General features: G+C 68.1%; 12 protein-coding genes. All 12 read left to right on the top strand.

The window, feature by feature from the left end:
• Positions 1-19 precede the first annotated feature (19 nt).
• Positions 20-1,009, top strand: coding sequence for a DotU family type IV/VI secretion system protein (locus tag AL072_RS16100; protein ID WP_052710129.1), 990 nt, complete (start codon positions 20-22; stop codon positions 1,007-1,009).
• The gene (locus tag AL072_RS16095) at positions 1,009-5,190 is read left to right on the top strand and encodes a type VI secretion system protein (protein ID WP_158511073.1); all 4,182 of its coding nucleotides are present in this window, start codon (positions 1,009-1,011) and stop codon (positions 5,188-5,190) included. Before AL072_RS16100 ends, AL072_RS16095 begins: the two co-directional genes overlap by 1 nt.
• Positions 5,191-5,263: 73 nt before the next feature.
• Positions 5,264-7,921, top strand: coding sequence for a type VI secretion system ATPase TssH (gene tssH / locus AL072_RS16090; RefSeq protein WP_045583199.1), 2,658 nt, complete (start codon positions 5,264-5,266; stop codon positions 7,919-7,921).
• 458 nt (positions 7,922-8,379) lie between these two features.
• Positions 8,380-8,922, top strand: a complete 543-nt coding sequence (gene tssB / locus AL072_RS16085; RefSeq protein ID WP_045583200.1) for a type VI secretion system contractile sheath small subunit — start codon at positions 8,380-8,382, stop codon at positions 8,920-8,922.
• A gap of 47 nt (positions 8,923-8,969) precedes the next feature.
• Complete coding sequence (tssC, locus tag AL072_RS16080) at positions 8,970-10,463, top strand: type VI secretion system contractile sheath large subunit (protein ID WP_045583201.1); 1,494 nt, start codon at positions 8,970-8,972, stop codon at positions 10,461-10,463.
• Positions 10,464-10,561: 98 nt separating this feature from the next.
• Complete coding sequence (locus AL072_RS16075; protein WP_045583202.1) at positions 10,562-11,056, top strand: Hcp family type VI secretion system effector; 495 nt, start codon at positions 10,562-10,564, stop codon at positions 11,054-11,056.
• Positions 11,057-11,062: 6 nt separating this feature from the next.
• Positions 11,063-11,566, top strand: a complete 504-nt coding sequence (tssE, locus tag AL072_RS16070) for a type VI secretion system baseplate subunit TssE (protein ID WP_045583203.1) — start codon at positions 11,063-11,065, stop codon at positions 11,564-11,566.
• Entirely contained in the window at positions 11,556-13,400 is a 1,845-nt protein-coding gene (tssF, locus tag AL072_RS16065) for a type VI secretion system baseplate subunit TssF (protein WP_045583204.1), read from the top strand. The genes tssE and tssF overlap by 11 nt, the downstream gene beginning before the upstream one ends.
• Positions 13,397-14,530 carry a type VI secretion system baseplate subunit TssG gene (gene tssG / locus AL072_RS16060; protein ID WP_052710130.1) on the top strand — a complete coding sequence of 378 codons (1,134 nt, stop codon included), beginning with the start codon at positions 13,397-13,399 and terminating at the stop codon, positions 14,528-14,530. Before tssF ends, tssG begins: the two co-directional genes overlap by 4 nt.
• Positions 14,531-14,558: 28 nt before the next feature.
• Positions 14,559-15,662: a type VI secretion system Vgr family protein gene (locus AL072_RS16055; RefSeq protein ID WP_045583205.1), complete on the top strand. Its 1,104-nt coding sequence runs from the start codon at positions 14,559-14,561 to the stop codon at positions 15,660-15,662.
• 33 nt (positions 15,663-15,695) lie between these two features.
• Positions 15,696-17,150: a phage baseplate assembly protein V gene (locus AL072_RS16050; RefSeq protein ID WP_045583206.1), complete on the top strand. Its 1,455-nt coding sequence runs from the start codon at positions 15,696-15,698 to the stop codon at positions 17,148-17,150.
• Positions 17,151-17,167: 17 nt separating this feature from the next.
• Positions 17,168-19,882 (top strand): DUF2169 family type VI secretion system accessory protein, encoded by a 2,715-nt coding sequence (locus AL072_RS36005; RefSeq protein WP_052710131.1) that lies wholly within the window; start codon positions 17,168-17,170, stop codon positions 19,880-19,882.
• The last annotated feature ends 3 nt before the right edge of the window (positions 19,883-19,885 follow it).

Genomic DNA, 19,885 nt, shown 5'->3' with positions numbered 1-19,885 from the left:
TCGGAAGGAAGCCTGACGCATGGACAGCATCCAGTACGGCAATACCTCCGTCATGACGGCGTTCCGGCGTTTCTACGCCGAGCTGCTGGCATGCCGCGCCCGCGCGCTGGCCGCCGGCACGATGCCGGCCACATCCTTCTTCCGTCAGCCGGACGTGGGGCCGATGGCGGGGCCGGGGGTGGGACCAGCGGCAGGACCGGGGACGGGGCCAGGGTCGGCAAACGCCATGCCGGCCATGGTCGCGGCCGCGATGAGCGGTCCGCCGGCAGGACCGGCGGGGCCGGCGGATCAGGCGGCCGGACCCGCCGGGGGCATCCAGGCCTATCACGGCCACGCCCCGGTCACCTCGGCGGTCGGCGGTCCGGCGCAGCTCGCCGCCGACCTGTCCGACCATCTGCTGATGATGCTGGAACAACTGGGGCTGGAGATCGCGCGCATGGGCGGGGCCTTCACCGCCGCGCTCTACGGCGAGGCCAAATATGCGATGGCGGCGCTGGCCGACGACGTGTTCCTCAGCCTCGACTGGCCGGGCCGTTCCGCCTGGAAATCGGTGCTGCTGGAACAGCGTCTGTTCAACTCCTACGTCGCCGGCGAGGCGCTGTTCCAGCGGATCGACCGCCTGTTCCATCAGCCCGACGGCGGAAACGCCGACCTCGCCGCGGTCTATCTCGCCACGCTGGGCCTCGGATTCGAAGGCAAGTTCCGCTCGACCGACGGCAATGCGGCCGTCGCCATCGCCGACTACCAGCTACGCCTGCACCGCCTGCTGACCAAGGGGCGGACGCCGCCGGCCAAGCCCAGCGGACGGGCCTATGAGCGGCTGATCAGCGACGCGAGGCCCAAGCTGCTGCCGACGGCGCGCTCCTGGTATCTGGCGATCGTCGGCGTCGTCGCGCTCTTCCTGCTCGTAACCCATGCCATCTGGCTCGTCAGCGTCGGGTCCATCGCCGACGAATTGGCCGGTGCCCGTGCCGCCATCGAGAATCTGGGGATCACATGGCCGAATTGATGACGAGCATCTGGCGGCTGTTCCAGCCGGCCATGACGGTGATCAACCCGGTTTGGCCCTATGTGGCCGCCATCCTGCTGCTGCTGCTGGTTCTGGCCTCCCTCTATCTGCTGGTGACCATGGTCGCGGCGCTGATCCGCCGGCGCGTGCTGTCGCGGCAGTTCCGGGCTCAGCGGCCGGCTGCCGGCGCCACGGCGGCCGTGGTGCCAGCGGCGGCCGAGATCGAGCGGTTCGCGGTGCTGCCCGACGGCGTGTCCACCGCGTCGCTGGAGCGTTCCTTCGCCGACGTGCTCGACCTGTTGAAGCGCCATGTTCCGAACCGGCAGTTCCGCTACCAGATCCCCTGGTTCGTCTCCATCGGCGATACCGGGGCCGGCAAGACCACGCTGTTCGCCTCCGCCCCGATCCACCGCCCCTTCGCCGATCCCGGCACGCTGCCGCAGGCGGGCGCCAGTTGTTCCTGGTGGTTCTACGACAACGCCATCGTCCTGGACGTCGCCGGGCGGACGGTGCTGTCGACCGGCGGACGCGCACCGCAGGGCACCGGCTGGCGCCGCTTCATCAAGCTGCTCCAGGCCAGCCGGCCGCAGCGGCCGCTGGACGGGCTGATCCTGTCGGTGTCGGCGCGCGACCTGCTGGACCAGGGGGCGGAAGGCAGCAACGCGCTGCTGCAGAAGGCCGAGACGCTGCACAACCAGCTCTGGGAACTCCAGAAGCTGCTCGAAATCAACTTCCCGATCTATGTGATCGTCACCCAGTGCGACGCTCTCGACGGCTTCCCGGAATTCTGCGCGGCGCTGCCGGCCGATTTTTCGCTGGGCATGCTTGGCTGGTCCAGCCCCTACGGCGTCGAGGCGGCCTACAACCCGCGCTGGATCAACGAGATCTTCGACGAGACGCTGGGCGACATCGGCGCGCTGGAGACCGACCTGTACCTCAACCCGTCGGTCAAGGACCGCTGGGGGCGGATGGCCCTGCTGCCGGAGAGCTTCCGCGCGCTGCGCCGCCCGATGGAGCAGTTCCTGACCCGCATCTTCATGCCGACCGCCTATCACGAGGTCTTCGTCCTGCGCGGCGTCTATTTCACCGGCGCCATGGCCGAGGTGGCCGACCGCTATCCGGTGCTGTCCGCCCCCGCCCGCTCGCCCTGGTCGGAGGATCGCGCAGCGCTGGCCGGCCAACAGGGCGGCGTGCCGTCCATCGCCTTCGTCCGCGACCTGCTGGACCGCAAGATCTTCCAGGAAACCGGGCTGGCGAAACCGATCTCCCGCGCGCTCTACGTCTCGACCCGGCGCACCCGGCTGGCCCAGGCGACGCTGGCCGGCACCGCCGCCGCGCTGACCGCCGTCACCATCTATGAAAGCGCGGCCCTGGCCGACCGCGTGCGGATCGTCGACACCACGGTGGAGGAAACCCGCCGCGACATCATCCGCTTCGAGGAGCGGGCGAAGCTGGGCAGCCTGGGTGCCGAGCCCGCCGCCGACCCGCTGACGATCAGCCGCCTGCTGGCCTCCATCGTGCTGGTCGAGCGCGACGACCTGTCGACGCCGCTATTCCCCACCTCGCTGTTCAGCGGCGTCGACGGCAACATGGAACGGCTCGTCGGCATCGCCGCCGACCGCATGATGCTGAAGCCGCTGCGCAGCGGCCTGCTGCAGCAGCTGAGCGGCGCCGTCAGCGGGACCGGCCCCGGCGGAGCGGTCGCGACCGGCGGCGGCGATGCCGGCCGGTCGGTCAACATGGATTCCCGCGCCGCCCCGCGCTCGATCGAGCAGCTGCCGGGCTATCAGCGCCTGTCGGGCTACATCAACCATCTGTCGGCCCTGCGCGAGAATCTCGACCGCTACGACCGCCTGCGCCGCTCGGGCTCCTTCGCCGACCTGGCCAGCCTGACCCAATATGTCTTCGGCGTGTCGCCGCCGTCGATCCTGAAGGACAACGAGCGGTTCCGGTCCGCCGCCATCCGTGAGGCCAACCTGCAGGAGATCAACGTCGATCCGCTGCAGGCCGCCGCCGGGGTCGGTGCCCGCCAGTTCGCCGAGGATCTCTACGACGACCTGTTCGCGCGCAACGGGCTGGCCTTCTGGACCAAGCGGCTGGAGGGGCAGGTTCGCGACCTGCGCGCCAACGCGGTGACCAACCACATCTCGGCCAAGGACATCCAGGAGCTGCAATATTCCTATCGCCAGCTGCGGTCCGCCGCCGAGGCGTCGGTGAATGGCTGGCTGCTGGCACCGGAGCCGACGATCCCGAAGGAGATCGAAACGCTGCTTGGCCGCATCGCCGTGTCCGTGCTGCTGTCGAACGACACGTTCGAGGACATCTCCCGCACCCTCGCCACCCGGTCGCTGGCCCTGCGCGAGGAGATGCTCGGGCTGGAGATGCCCCTGGTCGGCCGCGTGTTCATGCAGGGGCAGGCCGGCGCGCCCTTCCAGCTGAGCAACCGCTTCCTCGAGCTGTTCGACCCGATCGACGTGCTGCTGTCCCAGGGCTTCATGACCGACATGGGACAGGCGCCCTTCCCGACCCCCGGAGAAGGGAGCCAGTTCGTCTGGGACACCAGCCTGCTGAACCAGGCCAAGCAGCTGCGGGAGGATTATTCGGCCTATGTGGCGCAGCGGCTGTCGGACTTCCCCAAGCCGCTGCACGCCGCGGTGCGTCTGGCCGCCGGGCGCCGCATGGTGTCCAACGTCCTGACCCTGTCGGCCCGCGCCGTTTCGGTGTCGGAGGGAGAGGAGAAGGGGCCGGCGGTGGTCAGCGACCGGGCGCTGGCCGATCAGGTGGCGTCCTTCCTGACCGTGGCACCGGCCGTGCAGGAGCTGACAGACGGCATCCGGCCGCATGCCGAGCCGGGAGCGACCAGGAATCTCGAGGATCTGCTGAGCGCCCAGAGCGTCCAGATCCTGAAGCGGGTCAGCGGCATCATCGCATCGGAGGATCCCTACCGCCCGCTGACCGAGAACACCGCCCGCTGGGACGGCGAGCCCGGCGCCTTCACCCGCGCCTACAGCGCCGCCAACGGCGGCGAGCTGGCCGCCCTGCTGGGTGCGGCCCGCCAGCGCATCCGCGTGCTGGCGCGCTCCTACGCCAAGCCGGCGCTCGACTACATCAAGGATCCCTACCGGCTGGGCGCGCTCGGCATCGACCGCACCGCGCAGGACTGGCGGGACATTCTCGGGGCGCTCGACCGCTACGACCAGCAAATCCCGAACAACTCGCTGTCGGAACTGGAGAAGTTCGTCCTGTTCGTCGGTAATGCGGTGGGGCGTGACAATTGCCGCGACGTGCTGGCCGAACGGCTGGGAACCGTCGGCGGCGGGGATTACTTCGCCCGCGTCCATATCCGGGCGATGGGACAGCTGAACGACCGCTGCTCCATGTTCCAGAACCAGCAGGTGCAGATGGCGATGGGACAGCTGGGCAACAGCTTCAACCAGCTGCTGGCCGGGCATTTCCCCTTCGTCACGCCGCAGCAGGCGCCGACCGCGCCCGACGCCGACCCGGCCGACATCCGCCGCTTCTACGCGCTGTACGACGAGCTGAAGCCGCGCATCGACAAGGAGCTGGCCGCCGCCAAGGGCCGTATTTCGCCGCTGAAGGGCTTCGTCGATCAGATCGAATCCGCCCGCGCCTTCTTCGCCGACATCGTCGATCCGGCCGGGTCGGGCACGATGCGGCTGACCGCCGACATCACCTTCGGCGTCAACCGCATCAACGAGATCGGCGGCGACCAGATCATCGAATGGGCGATGAAGGCCGGCGCCTCGACCGCCAGCACCGCCGGCGGCCGGACCCTGCAATGGTCCTATTCGGAGCCGGTGGAACTGCGCCTGCGCTGGGCGTCGGGGTCCAACCAACGGCCATATCGCGAGGCGAACCGGCCGGGTGCGCCGATGGTCGACGGCGACAGCGCCATCATCGTCGAGAAGGGACCATGGTCGCTGCTCCGCCTGCTGGTCGGCCGCGGCATCGCGAACCCGGAGCTGGCCGACCCGACGCTGCGCGGCCAGCAGGTGGTCCGCGTCGCGGTGCCGACCCGCAGCCTGACCGGCGTCACCCCGCAGGACGCCGTGGTCTTCATCGCCGCCAGGGTGAAGGCCGGCGCCGAGGGCAAGCCGCCGGTCCGCGGCATCCCGGTCTTCCCGACCCGTTTCCCCGATATCCGCGTCGCCGGCTTCTGACCCCGATCACACCCCGATCATACGACCGTCCGGCCATGACCGCCAACCGACCGCCACGCAAAGGGCCGACAGCATGGAAATGAAGTTTCTGGTCAACAAGCTGAACGCCACCTGCCGCCGCGCCCTGGAAGAGGCGGCGGCGCTGGCGGTCGCCCGCAGCAACTTCCATGTCGAGATCGAGCATTTCCTGGTGAAGCTGCTGGACGCGCGCCAGTCCGACGTCGGCGCCATCCTCCACCAGTACGACGCGACGGCCGGCGCCATCCAGAGCGAGCTGTCGCTGGTCATCGACGAGTTCAAGCGCGGCTCCACCCGCACGCCGACCTTCTCGCAGGATCTGCCGAAGGTGCTGGAATCGGCGTGGATGATCTCGTCGTTGACGCTGGGCGAACAGCAGATCCGCTCCGGTGCGGTCCTGCTGGCGATCCTGGAGAACCAGTCGGCGATGGGACCGCTGTCCAGCCGCGCCCCGGCGCTGGCCCGGCTGCCGCTCGACCGGCTGAAGGCCGACCTGAAGCCGCTGTGCGCCGCCGGCACCGGCGAAGGCACGGCAACCGGACGGGCGGCGTCTTCCGCCGCCGACGCCGCGGCTGACGCGGGTGGGACCGCGCCGCCGGCATCGGATTCGGCGCTCGACACCTACACCCATGACCTGACCGCCGCGGCGCGGAGCGGGCGGATCGATCCGATCATCGGCCGCGACGGGGAAATCCGCCAGCTGGTCGACATCCTGCTGCGCCGCCGCCAGAACAACCCGATCCTGACCGGCGAGCCCGGCGTCGGCAAGACCGCCATCGTCGAGGGCTTCGCCCAGAAGGTGGTGGCGGGCGATGTCCCTGAACCGCTGCGCCGCATCGCCGTCCGCACGCTGGATCTGGGCCTGCTGCAGGCCGGCGCCGGGGTGCGCGGCGAGTTCGAGGACCGGTTGCGCCGCCTGATCGACGAGGTGCGCAAGTCGCCGGTGCCGATCATCCTGTTCATCGACGAGGCGCACACCATGATCGGCGCCGGCGGACAGGCCGGACAGGGCGATGCGGCCAATCTGCTGAAGCCGGCGCTGGCCAGGGGCGAGCTGCGCACCATCGCCGCCACCACCTGGGCCGAATACAAGAAGTATTTCGAGAAGGATCCGGCGCTGGCCCGCCGTTTCCAGGTGGTCAAGGTGCCCGAACCGTCCGACGCCGACACGGTGCGGATGATGCGGGCCCTGCTGCCGCGGCTGGAAGCCCATCACAACGTGACGATCACCGATCAGGCGGTGACGGACGCCGTGCATCTGTCGTCGCGCTACCTGTCGGGCCGCCAGCAGCCGGACAAGTCGCTGAGCGTGCTGGACACCGCCTGCGCCCGCGTCGCCGTCGGGCAGAGCAGCACGCCGCCCGCCATCGAGGCGATCGGCCATGAGCTGATGACCATCGAGTCCGAGCTGTCGCTGCTGCGCCGCGAGCGCAATGTCGGCATCGGCGATCCCGACCGCATCGAGGCGTTGATCGCCCGCCGCACGGCGTTGCAGGCCGAACAGGCTGCTCTTCAACAGGCCTTCGACGCCCAGTCGCTGCTGGTCGGCCGCATCCGCCAGCTGCGCCGGGGCATCTACGAGAAGTCGGAACTCGCCGAACGGGACGAGATCGCCCGCGCCGAGATCGACGGGCTGCGCCTGGGCGTGACCGGCCTGACCGGCGAACTGGAAACGCTGCAGGGCGAGAGCCCGCTGGTGCCGCTGTGCGTCGACAGCGCCGCCGTCGCCTCGGTGATTTCCGGCTGGACCGGCATCCCGGCGGGCCGGATGGTGCGCGACGACATCAAGGGCGTGCTCGACCTGCGCGCCCGGATGGCCGAGTGGATCATCGGCCAGAACGACGCGCTGGACGTCATCTGCAAGCGCATCCGCACCGCATCCGCCGGGTTGTCCGAGCCCGACCGTCCGACCGGCGTCTTCATGCTGGTGGGACCGAGCGGGGTCGGCAAGACCGAGACCGCCGCGACCATCGCCGAGCTGATGTATGGCGGCACCCGCGAAATGGTCGTCATCAACATGTCCGAATACCAGGAGGCGCACACCGTCTCCAACCTGAAGGGGGCGCCGCCGGGCTATGTCGGCTATGGCGAGGGCGGCGTCCTTACCGAGGCGGTGCGGCGGCGACCCTACAGCGTCGTGCTGCTCGACGAAATCGAGAAGGCCCACACCGACGTGACGGAACTGTTCTACCAGGTGTTCGACAAGGGCACGCTGGAGGACGGCGAAGGCGAGGTCGTCGATTTCAAGAGCACCGTCATCTTCATGACCTCCAACCTGGGGTCGGACGCGGTGATGGACCATTGCCTGCGCGCCACCGCCAAGCCCGATCCCGCCGATCTGGCCGACATCGTCCGCCCCTATCTGACACGCCACTTCAAGGCGGCCTTCATGGGCCGGGTGACGGTCGTTCCCTTCTTCCCGCTGACCCCGCGGGAGATCGGCGAGATCGCACGGCTGAAGCTGGCCAGGATCCAGAGACGGATGCGCGAGAATCACCGGGCGGAATTGACCGTCAGCCCGGCGGCGATCGACGCCATCGTCGCCCGCGCCAACGAGGTGGACAGCGGAGCCCGCTCCATCGATGCCGTGCTGACCGAAACCCTGCTGGCCGAACTGTCCGACGGGATCCTGCGCCGGATGGTCGACGACCTGCCCTTCACGGCCATCGATGTCGACGTCAACGACATCGGCTTCACCTACAACTTCTCATAGATGTCCAGCAAAGTTCGCCAGTTGAAGAACAAGCGAATCGGAACGGGCGTCGAGGAGAGTCCTGCAGATTTTTACAACCTCTTCCATGATGTTGCAGAGACATAACAAGGCAAAATGAATGGAGCGCACAAGCGAAACATCATGAACGGATTACAGCAGCAAAATGCCATCATACCATATTCATGGGATACCCTTTCTCGATTTCATATCGTCGTATAGGATAAGGGAATCCGCACTCTTTACGCGGATAGGTCCAGTCTGCTCCAATGGATTATGAATGAAAAATTAACCTTCTTCTTTGCCTTGATTTGAATTGATATCTCAGGCAGCTTTTGTTTTATTTGGAATCGATTTTCATCGAATTGTAGCCAGCCGGCACTACAACCACTGACGGTGAGTTTATCGACATTGCCGTTGTCGCGGTTGACACCAACTCTTGAAGCGGGAGTGACCCTAGAATGAGCGACAGCCTTCAGCACAAGTTGGACCGCGTCCGTCCGCCTCGCGTCCAGATCACCTATGACGTCGAGATCGGCGATGCCGTCCAGAACAAGGAACTGCCCCTGATCGTCGGCATCCTTGCCGACGCCGCCGGCAAGCCGGAGAAGCCGCTGCCGAAGCTGAAGGACCGCAGCTTCGTCGAGATCGACAACGACAATTTCGACGACGTGCTGGCTTCGCTGGCTCCCCGCCTGCCGCTGCAGGTGGAAAACCGCCTGGCGGGCGACGGCTCCCGCATGAATGTCGAACTGCGCTTCAGCAAGCTCGAAGACTTCGACCCGGTCTCCATCATCAAGCAGGTCGAGCCGCTGCGCCGCCTCTATGACGCCCGCGAGCGGCTGAACGACCTGCTCGCCAAGCTCGAAGGCAACGACGAGCTGAACGCCCTGCTGGTGTCGGTCATGGAAAGCAGCGACCAGCAGTCCGCCCTGCGCGGCGCGCTGGAAGGCCCGCAGGCTGCCGTCGCCGCTCCGGCCGCGACGCCGGCGGACGACGAATAACGCGCTCCAGACACTCGAACCTGCACCACCGGGACCCGGAGAATAGAATGGCGAACGAGACCCTTGATGCCCAGGGCATGCTGGTGAAGACCGAGATGGAGAGCGGGTCGATCCTCGACCGCATCCTGACCGAAGGCAAGATGGCCCGCGACGTGTCGCAGACGGCCCATGCGAAGGATCTGATCGGGCAGTTCATTGCCCAGGTCATCGACAGCGGCGTCAGCGTCAGCAAGGATTCAACCGCCGTCATCAAGGCGCGCATCGCCGAGATCGACGAGTTGATCAGCGGCCAGCTGAACGAGATCCTGCACGAGCCGGACCTCCAGAAGCTGGAAGCCACCTGGCGCGGCATGCACTACATGGTCAGCCGCGCCGAGACCGGCCCGACCCTGAAGCTGCGCTTCCTGAACGCCTCGAAGAAGGAACTGCTGGCCGATTTCGAGAAGGCTTCGGAATTCGACCAGAGCTCGCTGTTCAAGGCGATCTACGAGGCCGAATACGGCACCTTCGGCGGCCAGCCCTACGGCATGCTGATCGGCGACTACGAGTTCGGCCGCAACGCGCAGGACATGGAACTGCTGAAGTCCATGTCGCAGGTCGCCGCCGCCGCGCATGCGCCCTTCATCTCCGCCGCGTCGCCGCGCCTGTTCGACATGGACAGCTTCGCCGAGCTGGGCAACCCGCGCGACCTGTCGAAGATCTTCGAGAGCTCGGAACTGGCCAAGTGGAAGTCGCTGCGTGAGAGCGAGGATTCCCGCTACGTCACGCTGGCGCTGCCGCACATCCTGATGCGCCTGCCCTATGGTCCCGACACCAAGCCGGTCGAAGGCGTGAACTTCACCGAGGACGTGGACGGCGCCGATCATTCCAAGTTCGTCTGGGGCAACGCCGCCTGGGCGCTGGGCGCCCGCATCACCGACGCCTTCTCCAAGTACGGCTGGTGCGCGGCCATCCGCGGCGTCGAGGGCGGCGGCCTGGTGGAAGGCCTGCCGGCCTACAGCTTCAAGACCGACAACGGCGATATCGCGCTGAAGTGCCCGACCGAGGTCGCGATCACCGACCGCCGCGAGAAGGAGCTGAACGACCTCGGCTTCATCTCGCTGATCCACTGCAAGGGCACCGACTACGCCGCCTTCTTCGGCGGCCAGACGGTCAACAAGCCGAAAATCTACAACACCGACTCGGCCAACGCCAATGCCCGGCTGTCGGCGGTCCTGCCCTATGTGATGGCCGCGTCACGCTTCGCCCATTACCTGAAGGCGATCATGCGCGACAAGGTCGGCTCCTTCCAGTCGCGTGCCGACATCCAGAAGTTCCTGAACACCTGGATCGCCCAGTACGTGAACCTGGACGACCAGGCGTCGCACCCGACCAAGGCCCGCCTGCCGCTGCGCGAGGCCCGCGTGGACGTGTTCGAGGTGCCCGGCAAGCCGGGTGCCTATCGCGCCACCGTGTTCCTGCGCCCGCACTTCCAGTTGGAAGAGCTGACCACCTCGATCCGTCTGGTCGCCGAGCTGCCGACCCCGGCCGCGTCGCTCTGACCAGTCCCCGGCGCGCATCCCTCCGTCCGACCCGGGCGGACGGGGCGCGCCGCCTCCCCTTCATCGAACGAACCGACAATCCCTAGGAGGCCAGAGATATGGACGCCATCATCATGAAGATCGGCGACAAGTTCGCCATCGAAGGCGAGTCGACCCTGGACGGTCACGCCAAGCAAATCGACCTGATCGCGGTCGAGCATGAGATCACCCTGCCGGTCACCTTCGACAAGTCGGGCAACTCGCGCACCCGCGGCCGTTCGCAGCATGGCGACATCATCATCAACAAATATCTGGACAAGGCCTCGGCCAAGCTGCTGGAAGCCTGCTCCAAGGGCGTCGATCTCGGCAAGGTCCAGCTCTATTACGCCCGCACCCTGGAAGGCAAGTTCGAGCTGTTCTGGGAAGTGGAGATCACCGACGTCTATGTGTCGTCGGTCAAGAACGTGTCGCGTCGCGGCCAGGATCTCCCGCAGGAGACCGTGACCCTGAACTACACTTCCATCAAGTGGACCTACAGCCTGTACAACAACCAGGGCACCAAGGACGGTTCGGTGTCGGCCGGCTGGGATCTGGCGCAGAACAAGGCGGCCTAATCCACCGTGTCGCCGTCCAGGCCACATCTGCCTTATCCGGGACGCGCGCCCAAGGGGCGGGCTCTGCTGTTCGAACGGCTCGTCGACGACGAGCCGGAACGGACGGCGGAGCCTGCGCCGTTCCGTGTCGTCGATGAGCGCGGCATGCTCGACTCGATCTCGCGCGAGCTGTCGTGGCTTCTCAACACCCGCGCGCCCCTGTCGGTCAGGTCGGATTATGCCGCCCCCTTCCGCAGCACCGTCGATTACGGCGGGCCGGATGTCGGGCGGTCGGGCGAGCGCAACCGCGAGGAACTGCTGGCGGTGGCGCAGGAGATCGCGGCGACCGTCACGGCGTTCGAACCGCGGCTGACCTCGGTCACGGTCGCGGTCGACTGGGCGACGCTGAAGAACCGCAGGGTCGCCATGGAATTGTCGGCGCTGATGCGTTTCGCGCGTATCATGCTGCCGGTTTCCTTCGCCATCTATCTCGACGGCGACGGTCAAGCGGAGGTCGGGCATGGCCGGTGAGGAACAGGATCCCCTTCTACCGCACTATCTGCGCGAGATCGCCTACCTGCGCCGCGAAGGACGCTGGTTCGCGGCGAAATACCCCAAGGTTGCCAACCGGTTGGAGTTCGGGGCCGACGAGTCGGCCGATCCCCATGTCGAGCGGATGATCGAATCCTTCGCCTATCTGGTCGCCCGCCTTCAGCACAACCTCGATTCCGAATTCCTGGAAATTCCCGCCAGCCTGCTGAGCGTGCTGTTCCCGCAGCTGATGGCGCCGGTTCCGTCGATGGCGATCGCCAAATTCGTCGTCGGCACCGACGGCGGGCCGTCCGCCGGCACGGTGATACCGAAGGATCTGCCGCTCTATGCCGAGACCGGCGAAGGCGTGCCGTGCCGCTTCCGCACCGCCTGGCCGCTCGACCTCCAGCCGGTGCGGGTCGTCGATGCCCATCCCGGCAACATGCTGGATTACGAACTGCCCGACGGCGAAGGCCGCTATGCCGGCGCGATCGAGATCAGCGTCACCGGGGCGGGCGCCTCGCTGAACAGCCTGCCGCTCGACCGGCTGCGCTTCTTCATGGGCGGCGACCGCGTGCAGGCCAGCCAGATCTTCGAGATGCTGGCGACCCGGCTGGCCGGGGTGGCGCTGATCGGCGGGAGCACGGGCCGCACGGTGGTCCTGCCGCCGGACAGCCTGCGCTTCGTCGGGCTGGAGGATGACGAGACGGTTCTGCCCGGCAGCGACATGGTGGGCACGCCGCATCGGCTGCTGCAGGAATATTTCACCTTTCCCGACAAGTTCTATTTCTTCGACCTGACCGGGCTGGACCGGCGTCCGGCGGGCGAAACGCTGCGGATCGCGCTGCTTTTCTCGCACATGCCCAAGCGCAACGTCGCCATCGACGCCAACAGCTTCCATCTGGGCTGCGTCCCGGTCATCAACCTGTTCAAGCGCACCAGCGATCCGATCCGCATCACCCACCGCCAGCCGGACTACCGGGTGATCGCCGATTTGCGGCGCGAGGCGACGACCGAGATCCACAGCATCGACGCCGTCCACCTGATCAGCCCCGGCCGCCCCCGGCCGCAGGCGGTGAAGCCCTATTTCGCGCTGGATCATCAAGAGGGCGGGCCGGCTTCCCGGCAATCTGGCGATCCCGCCGCGCAGGCCGACCGCGACGTCTATTGGCTGGCGCGTCGGCTGTCGGCATCCGCCCCCGGACAGTCCGGCACCGACATGCTGCTGAGCCTGGTCGATCTCGATTTCCACCCCTCGCAGGTCGCCGACAAGATCGCCTATGCCGACGTCACCTGCACCAACCGCGGCCTTGCCGAGCGCATGACGGCGCTGAGCGTGCTGCAGACCGACGAGACGGTGCCGGCATCGCGCATCCTGCTGCTGACCAAGCCGTCGCGCCAGCTGTCGCCGCCGGCCCACGGACAGACGCTGTGGCGGCTGGTGTCGACGCTGGCGGTCAACCGCCTGTCCTTCGGCAACGCGCCGCAGCGGCTCGACGCGCTGAAGGAGATCCTGCGGGTCTTCAACCTCGCCCATGCCGCGGTGGTCGAGCAGCAGATCGACGGCATCCGCGCCATGGCGGTCAATCCGGTGGTGCGGCGGTTGGGGGCGGATGCCTGGCGCGGCTTCTGCCGGGGGTCGGAGATCGTCCTGACCTTCGATGAGCGCAACTATGTGGGGTCCAGCATCTTCCCCTTCGCCGGCGTGCTGGACCGTTTCTTCGCGGTGCATGCCTCGATGAACTCCTTCACCCAGCTCGCGATCCGCAGCGTCCAGCGCGAAGGGATCCTGCGCGAATGGCCGATCCGTGAAGGCGCGGGCGGGCTGGTATGAGCGATCCCCGCACCGACGGCCCGGCCGCCTCCCCGGGCAACTCCCCGGGCAAGCCTCCGGCCAGGCCCCCCATGCCGACCGTCGAGCAGCAGCTGGCCGCGGAATCCTACCGCTTCGACTTCTATCAGGTCGTCAACCTGATCGAGACGATGCGACCCGACGCCGCCCCGGTCGGCGTCGGCGCGATGCCGGCGCAGGAGCCGCTGCGCTTCGTCCATGTGCCGTCGCAGGCCTTCCCGGCGTCCGACGTGCTGTCGGTCAGCCCGCCGGAGGAGGAGGGCGGGCAATATCAGGTCTCCACCAGCTTCCTCGGCCTGTCCGGCGCCCACGGGCCGCTGCCGCCGCCCTACAGCCAATTGCTGCTGGAGCGGAGCAGCCGGCGCGACCGCGGGATGAAGGATTTCCTCGGCATCTTCGAGCATCGGCTGATCGCCCTGCTCTACCAGATCCGCCGCAGGCACCGCACCGGCTTCGAGCGCACCCCGCCCCACCGGACGGCGACCGCGCGCTACCTGTTCAGCCTGATCGGGCTGGGCACGCCGGGATTGCGCGACCGCATGGGCGTGGCCGACCATTCGCTGCTCCAGCATGCCGGGATGCTGACCCACCGGCCGCGGTCGCTGGCCGCGCTGTGCAGCCTGGTCTCCGCCATCTTCGGCGTGCCGGTGACCGGGCGCAAGCTGATCGGCGCCTGGCAGACGGTGGATGCCCGCGACCGCACCACCCTCGGCCGGAACGGCCGGAACAACCGGCTCGGCCGCGACGTCATGGCCGGCACACGGGTATGGCAGCAGGATTCGCGTGTCCGGCTGGTGCTGGGGCCACTGACCGGCGATCAGGTCGCGCGGTTCCTGCCGGACGGCGAGGGCTTCGCCGCCCTGTGCGAACTCGGCCATTTCTGCATCGGCGACCGCGCGCTCGACCTGGAGATCGAACTGCAGCCGACGCAGGACGCGCTGCCGCCGCCCATGCTGAGCAGCCGGACCGGTGCCCGGCTGGGCTGGACGTCGCAGCTGCGGACCCGGAGCGGGGGCGAGGGCGGGAGCGAGGGCGGAAGCGGGGACGCCGAAAGGCGGAGCGGACGCGGCATCCTGTTCGGGCCGTCCTGGACCGGGACGGGCGCCCTGTGAACGGCCATATGAGCACGGGTGGACAGCAATGAACCAGCTCGACATGACCCTGACGCTCGACGGGATCGGCAGCGATTTCGGCATCGTCGGCTTGGACGGCGAGGAGGCGCTGTTCGGCGATTATGCCTTCGACGTCATCATTGCATCGCCCGACCACACGCTGGACCTCCGGCCGCTGCTGACCATGCCCGCGACGCTGACCCTGCGGGCGGAAACCATGCCGGAGCGCCATTTCAGCGGCGTCGTGCTGTCGGCGACCTTCCTGGGCGACAACCCGCGCAACGCCTTCTACAACATCCGCATCGTCCCGGCCTTCAGCCTGCTGCGGATGACGCGCTGCAGCTGGGTCTTCACCAACAAGACCGTGATCGACATCGTCGAGGAGGTGCTGGACCGCCACGGCATCGCCGACCGCAGCTTCCTGGTGGCGGGCAGCTTTCCGAAGTTCCGGCACTACACGCAGAACAACTGCTCCTCCTTCCAGTTCGTCCGCCGGATCATGGCGGACGAAGGGGTCTATTACTTCTACCGGCACGGGCAGCGGCAGCACACGCTGATCGTCCAGGATTACGGCATGCCGTTCGAGAGCTGCGGCGTCACCCTGAACCACGCCTACACCGGCACCCGCCGCTTCCGCCCCGACGAGATCGAATGCTGCAGCCTGGAGCGCCGCGTGGTGCCGAGCCGGCTGATCACCATCCCGGTCAACACCAACGCCATCCTGCGCCGCCCGGCCGTCACGGACGGCCGCGATCCCTACGACCTGCGCTATGAATGGGCGCACGGCAACGCCACCAGCGCCGACCATCTTGAGGCGTTGAGCGACCGCCGGCAGGCCTCCTTCGAGGCGTCGGCCCATGTGATGCGCGCCCGCAGCCATTGCCCGCTGCTGTGCCCCGGCTACAGCGTCCGGACGACGGGGGCGACCAGGGCCGACCTGAACGGCGATTTCGTGGTGAAGCGCATCCGCCACCAGATCGACCGCGACGGCTATTCCAACGAATTCGTCGCCTTCCCCATCGATTGCCGCTACGTCCCCTTGATGCCGACAGACGAACTGGATATCGACGACAACCACATCGCCCCCTTCGGCGAGCTTCTGGCCCGCAAGAACAACGCCCGCGACCTGTAACCGACGGACCGGGACCGCAAGGAAGGAAGCGCCATGTCACAGGTCGAACTCGCCACCGTCGTCAGCGCGGAGCCGGAAGAGGGCGGGCGGCTCTATGTCCGGCCCACCATGCTGCCAGAGAACAGCGGCCCGATCCTGGCCGACGTCGCGCAATTCTGGGTCGGCGACAATTTCGGCGCCCGCTTCACCCCGCGGCAGGGCGACACCGTCGTCCTGATCTACCCGACCGACGTCACCCACCGGCCCATCGTGATCGCCAGCGTCGCCTCCGACACCAACGACGCCCGCCACACCGTCTACAACCCGACCGGCACCGAGACCGTCCAGGCCAAGCTGGCCAACGTGAAGGACGGGCTGGAGGCGCTGGCCCCCTATCCCGACGACGGATGGAAGGACAACATCGCCAACGACGCCGACGGCGGTCCCTTCTTCACCCACGACATCAAGGGATACAACGGCCTGAACATGGGGCCGTTTCCATCGGGCAAGTATTTCTCCATCCCGACCTACGACGAGTTCAAGGACAATCCCGACGACGAGTCGTGCAAGGACGGCAGGCAGGCGGTGCATCCCGATCCGTCCACCAACCGCTGGCGTTCGGTCATCCGGTCGAAGGTGCGGCCGGGAGGCGGCGACGGCGGAGGCGGGAGCGGCGACTATGCGGAGAAGTTCCAGGAGATCGTCCTGGACGACAATCCCGACGCGCCGATGATGGCCTTCACCGCCCGCGGCAAGCGGCTGGACTACACCGACGGCGACCTGCACGAGGTGGTCGACAAGGACCGCCAGGTCCGGGTCGCCGGCAACGATTACCGCTATGTCGGCGGCAGCGAGTTCCTGTTCATCGAGGGCAACCAGAACGTCTACGTGAACGGCGACTACAACAACACCTTCGTCGGCAACAGCAATTCGACCAACTGGGGCGCCGACAACTCGCTGTTCTACGGCTCCACCGAGGATGTCTTCTACGGCGAGGCCCGCGAGGCGATGTACGGCTATTCCTATGGCTACACCAGCGGCAACGCGAAGTCGGAAACCTACGGCGACACCGACGATTACCAGAAGGGCTATGCCAAGTCGGTCCATGACGGCGACAGCTGGGACGAGACCTATGGCCTGTCGACCTCGACCTATCACGGCCAGACCCGCGACTATTTCATGGGCGGCAGCATGGAATTGCGGCTGGGCGCCTCGCTGGCGATCTCGCTGTCGGCGGATACCGAGATCTCCGCCGGCCTGAAGGTGGAGCTGACGGTGGCCGGCGTCTTCGCGCTGTTCCTGGGAGGTGCCATCGACATCTATTTCGGCTACAAGATCGAACAGGACGACGGCGCCTTCGTCACCATGAGGAACGGAGCCGCCGTGGAAGCCAACAACGCCGTCGCCGCCGGCAACACGGCCGGCGTCAACGCGAACAATGCCGGCGGCGCCACCGTCAACAACTCGACGGTCACCGCCAACACCACCCCGGTCCAGCTGCTCACCTGACGGGGACCGGACAGATCATGCGCATCATCAAGCCGGCCTGCCTCAGCCTGCTGACCCGGGTCTTCCCGGTGCCGCCCAAGACGCTGTTCGCCGTCACCGGCATCGCCCCCTTCTCCTTCGCCGACCCCGGCCAGCTGACGGCGGAAGTGGATTTCTGGAAGACGGCGATGCCCGCCATCGGCGAAACCGTGCTCGACGCCGGCATGCCGAAGCCCTTCGGCGAGGTGCTGGTGGCCGGATCCGCCTTCGCCGATCCGGCGCATGGCAACCGGGTCGCCGAGGTGAACCTCGCCCTGGGGACGGTGGACAAGCGGCTGCTGGTGTTCGGCGACCGCATGTGGATGCCGGGGGCCGGCGGCTTCTCGATCAGCGAGCCGCTGCCCTTCGACAGCATCCCGCTCGACTACCCGCACGCCTTCGGCGGCCCGTCCGACCCGCGCAACCCGGTGGGCATCGGCCTGACCGGCCTCGCCGAGCTGCATGGAAGCACGGTGCCGGTGCGGCTGCCCAATGTGGAGGACGCGCGCCAGCCGATCCTGCGTCCCGGCGACCGGCCGCCGCCGGCAGGGCTCGGCCCGCTGGACCTCGCATGGAGCGAGCGGATGGCCCGCGCCGGCACCTATGACCGCCACTGGCTCGACACCCGTTTCCCGGCGCTGGCCGCCGACGTCGACTGGAGCCTGTTCAACGCCGCCCCGCGCGACCAGTGGCTCGGCGGCTACCTGTCGGGCGGGGAGGCGTTCTCGATCACCGGCATGCACCCGCGCGACCGCGTGCAGCGCGGCCGGCTACCGGCGATCCGCTGCCGCTGCCTGCTGGAGGTGGTGCGCGACGGCATCGCCCGGCGGCTCGACGTACCGCTGACCATCGACACCGCCTGGCTGTTCCCCAACGCGTCGCTCGGCGCGCTGCTGTTCCGCGGCGCCATCGAGGTGACGGACATGGACGGCCGGGACGTCAGGACGCTGATGCTGGCCTGGGAACGCGCCGCCGATCCCCCGCGCCCGACCGCCTATTACGAAGAGATCATGGCGTTGCGGCTGGATCCCAAGCAGGGATACCTGCATGCGCTGGCCGACCACCAGCTCTCCCCGCCGCCGTCGGCCGAGGCCGAGGCGGCCAAGCGGGCCCGCCACGACTCCGCCATCGACCGTGAGGTGGCGCGGATGCAGGAAGCGGCCAACCGCCGTGTCGCCGACATCCAGGCCAAGCTGGATGCGGACGGCGCGGTCGACCGCGACGGCCGGCCGGTGGTGGTGCCGCAGCCGGTGATCGGGCGCAAGGACATGGGCTTTCCCACCGCTCCCGACATCGCGGACGAGGTCGATCTGGTCGCCCTGATGGCCTGGGCCGACGAAAAGGGGAAGGAGGCACGCGTTTTCGCCGACGCCAAGCGGGCGGAGGCCGAAGCCCAGCTGGCGGAGCAGCGCCACGCCGCCGGCCTTCCCCGGCCCGGCGAGGAGGAAAGCGCCGAACAGCGTGCTGCCCGCGCCGAGCGGGAATGGCCCGACGCGCTGACCCGCGCCAGCTGGCTGCCGCCGGACCGCCGCAGCGCCGGAGCCGCAGCGGCGGCGCCGCTGGACTTCCTGGCCGGGCTCGACCTCGACGCCGACCTCCTGGGGCCGGGACCGGTGGCGACGATCGAAGACGGGGCGGAGAAGGCCCGCATCGCCATGGCGACCGCAAGGCTGCATGCGCCCGTCGCCACCATGCCGATGCAGCCGATGCTGCCGGAGACCGCGGCGCGGCTGGGGGCGCAGGCGCTGGCCTGGAAGGCGGCGGGGGAGCCGCTGGCCGGGCGCGACCTGGCGGGGGCGGACCTCGCCGGGGCCGACCTGTCGGGGCTCGACCTGACCGGCATCCTGCTGGAGCGGGCCGACCTGCGCGGCGCCCGGCTCGACGGCTGCATCCTCGACCGCGCGGTGCTGGTGGAGACGCTGCTCGACGGCGCGTCGCTGGCGGGATGCTCCCTGACCGGGGCCAACCTCGCCAGGGTCCGGGCGACGGGAACGGTCTTCGCCGGATCGGCGATGGCCGGGGTGAATGCGATGGAAGCCTGCCTGGACGGGGCCGACCTGTCGCGCTGCACATTGGGCAAGCTGTTCGCGCTGGACGCCAGCCTGCGCGGCGCCCGGCTGGCCGGGGCCGATCTTGCCGGCGCCACCCTGCTGCAGGCCGACCTGACCGGCGCCGACCTGACCGGCTCGGTGATGGACGGGGCGGTGCTGATCGACGCCCGGGCCGAGCAGGCCGACTTCTCACGCGCCCGCATGGCGCGCACCCAGCTGTTGAATGTGCGGATGGCGGGTGCCCGCTTCCGGCAGGCCGAAATCGCCACCCTGATCGTCGGCGGCACCACCATGCTGGCCGGCGCCGACGCCAGCGACGCCGACGGCACGAAATCGGCGTGGCACGGCATCGACCTGCGCGGGGCCGATTTCACCGGCGCGCGGCTGAACGAGGCGGATTTCGGCGATGCCGACCTGAGCGGCGCGCGGATGAGCGGCGCGTCGCTGGTCCGCGCCAATCTGGGCGGCGCCAACCTGACCGGAGCCGATCTCTATGGAGCCAACCTGATGGAGGCGATCCTGCGCCGCGCCTTGCTGACCGGCGCCGACCTGACCGGGGCCAACCTCTATTCGGCGATGCTGGACAATGCCGACCTGACCGATGCGGTGCTGGAGGGCGCACGGATCGGCCGCACCATCTTCACCCGGCAGAAGCCATGGTGACGG

Origin of the sequence: Azospirillum thiophilum, assembly GCF_001305595.1 — a bacterium.
Lineage (GTDB): Bacteria > Pseudomonadota > Alphaproteobacteria > Azospirillales > Azospirillaceae > Azospirillum > Azospirillum thiophilum.
This window is presented reverse-complemented; position numbering and strand designations above follow the sequence as displayed.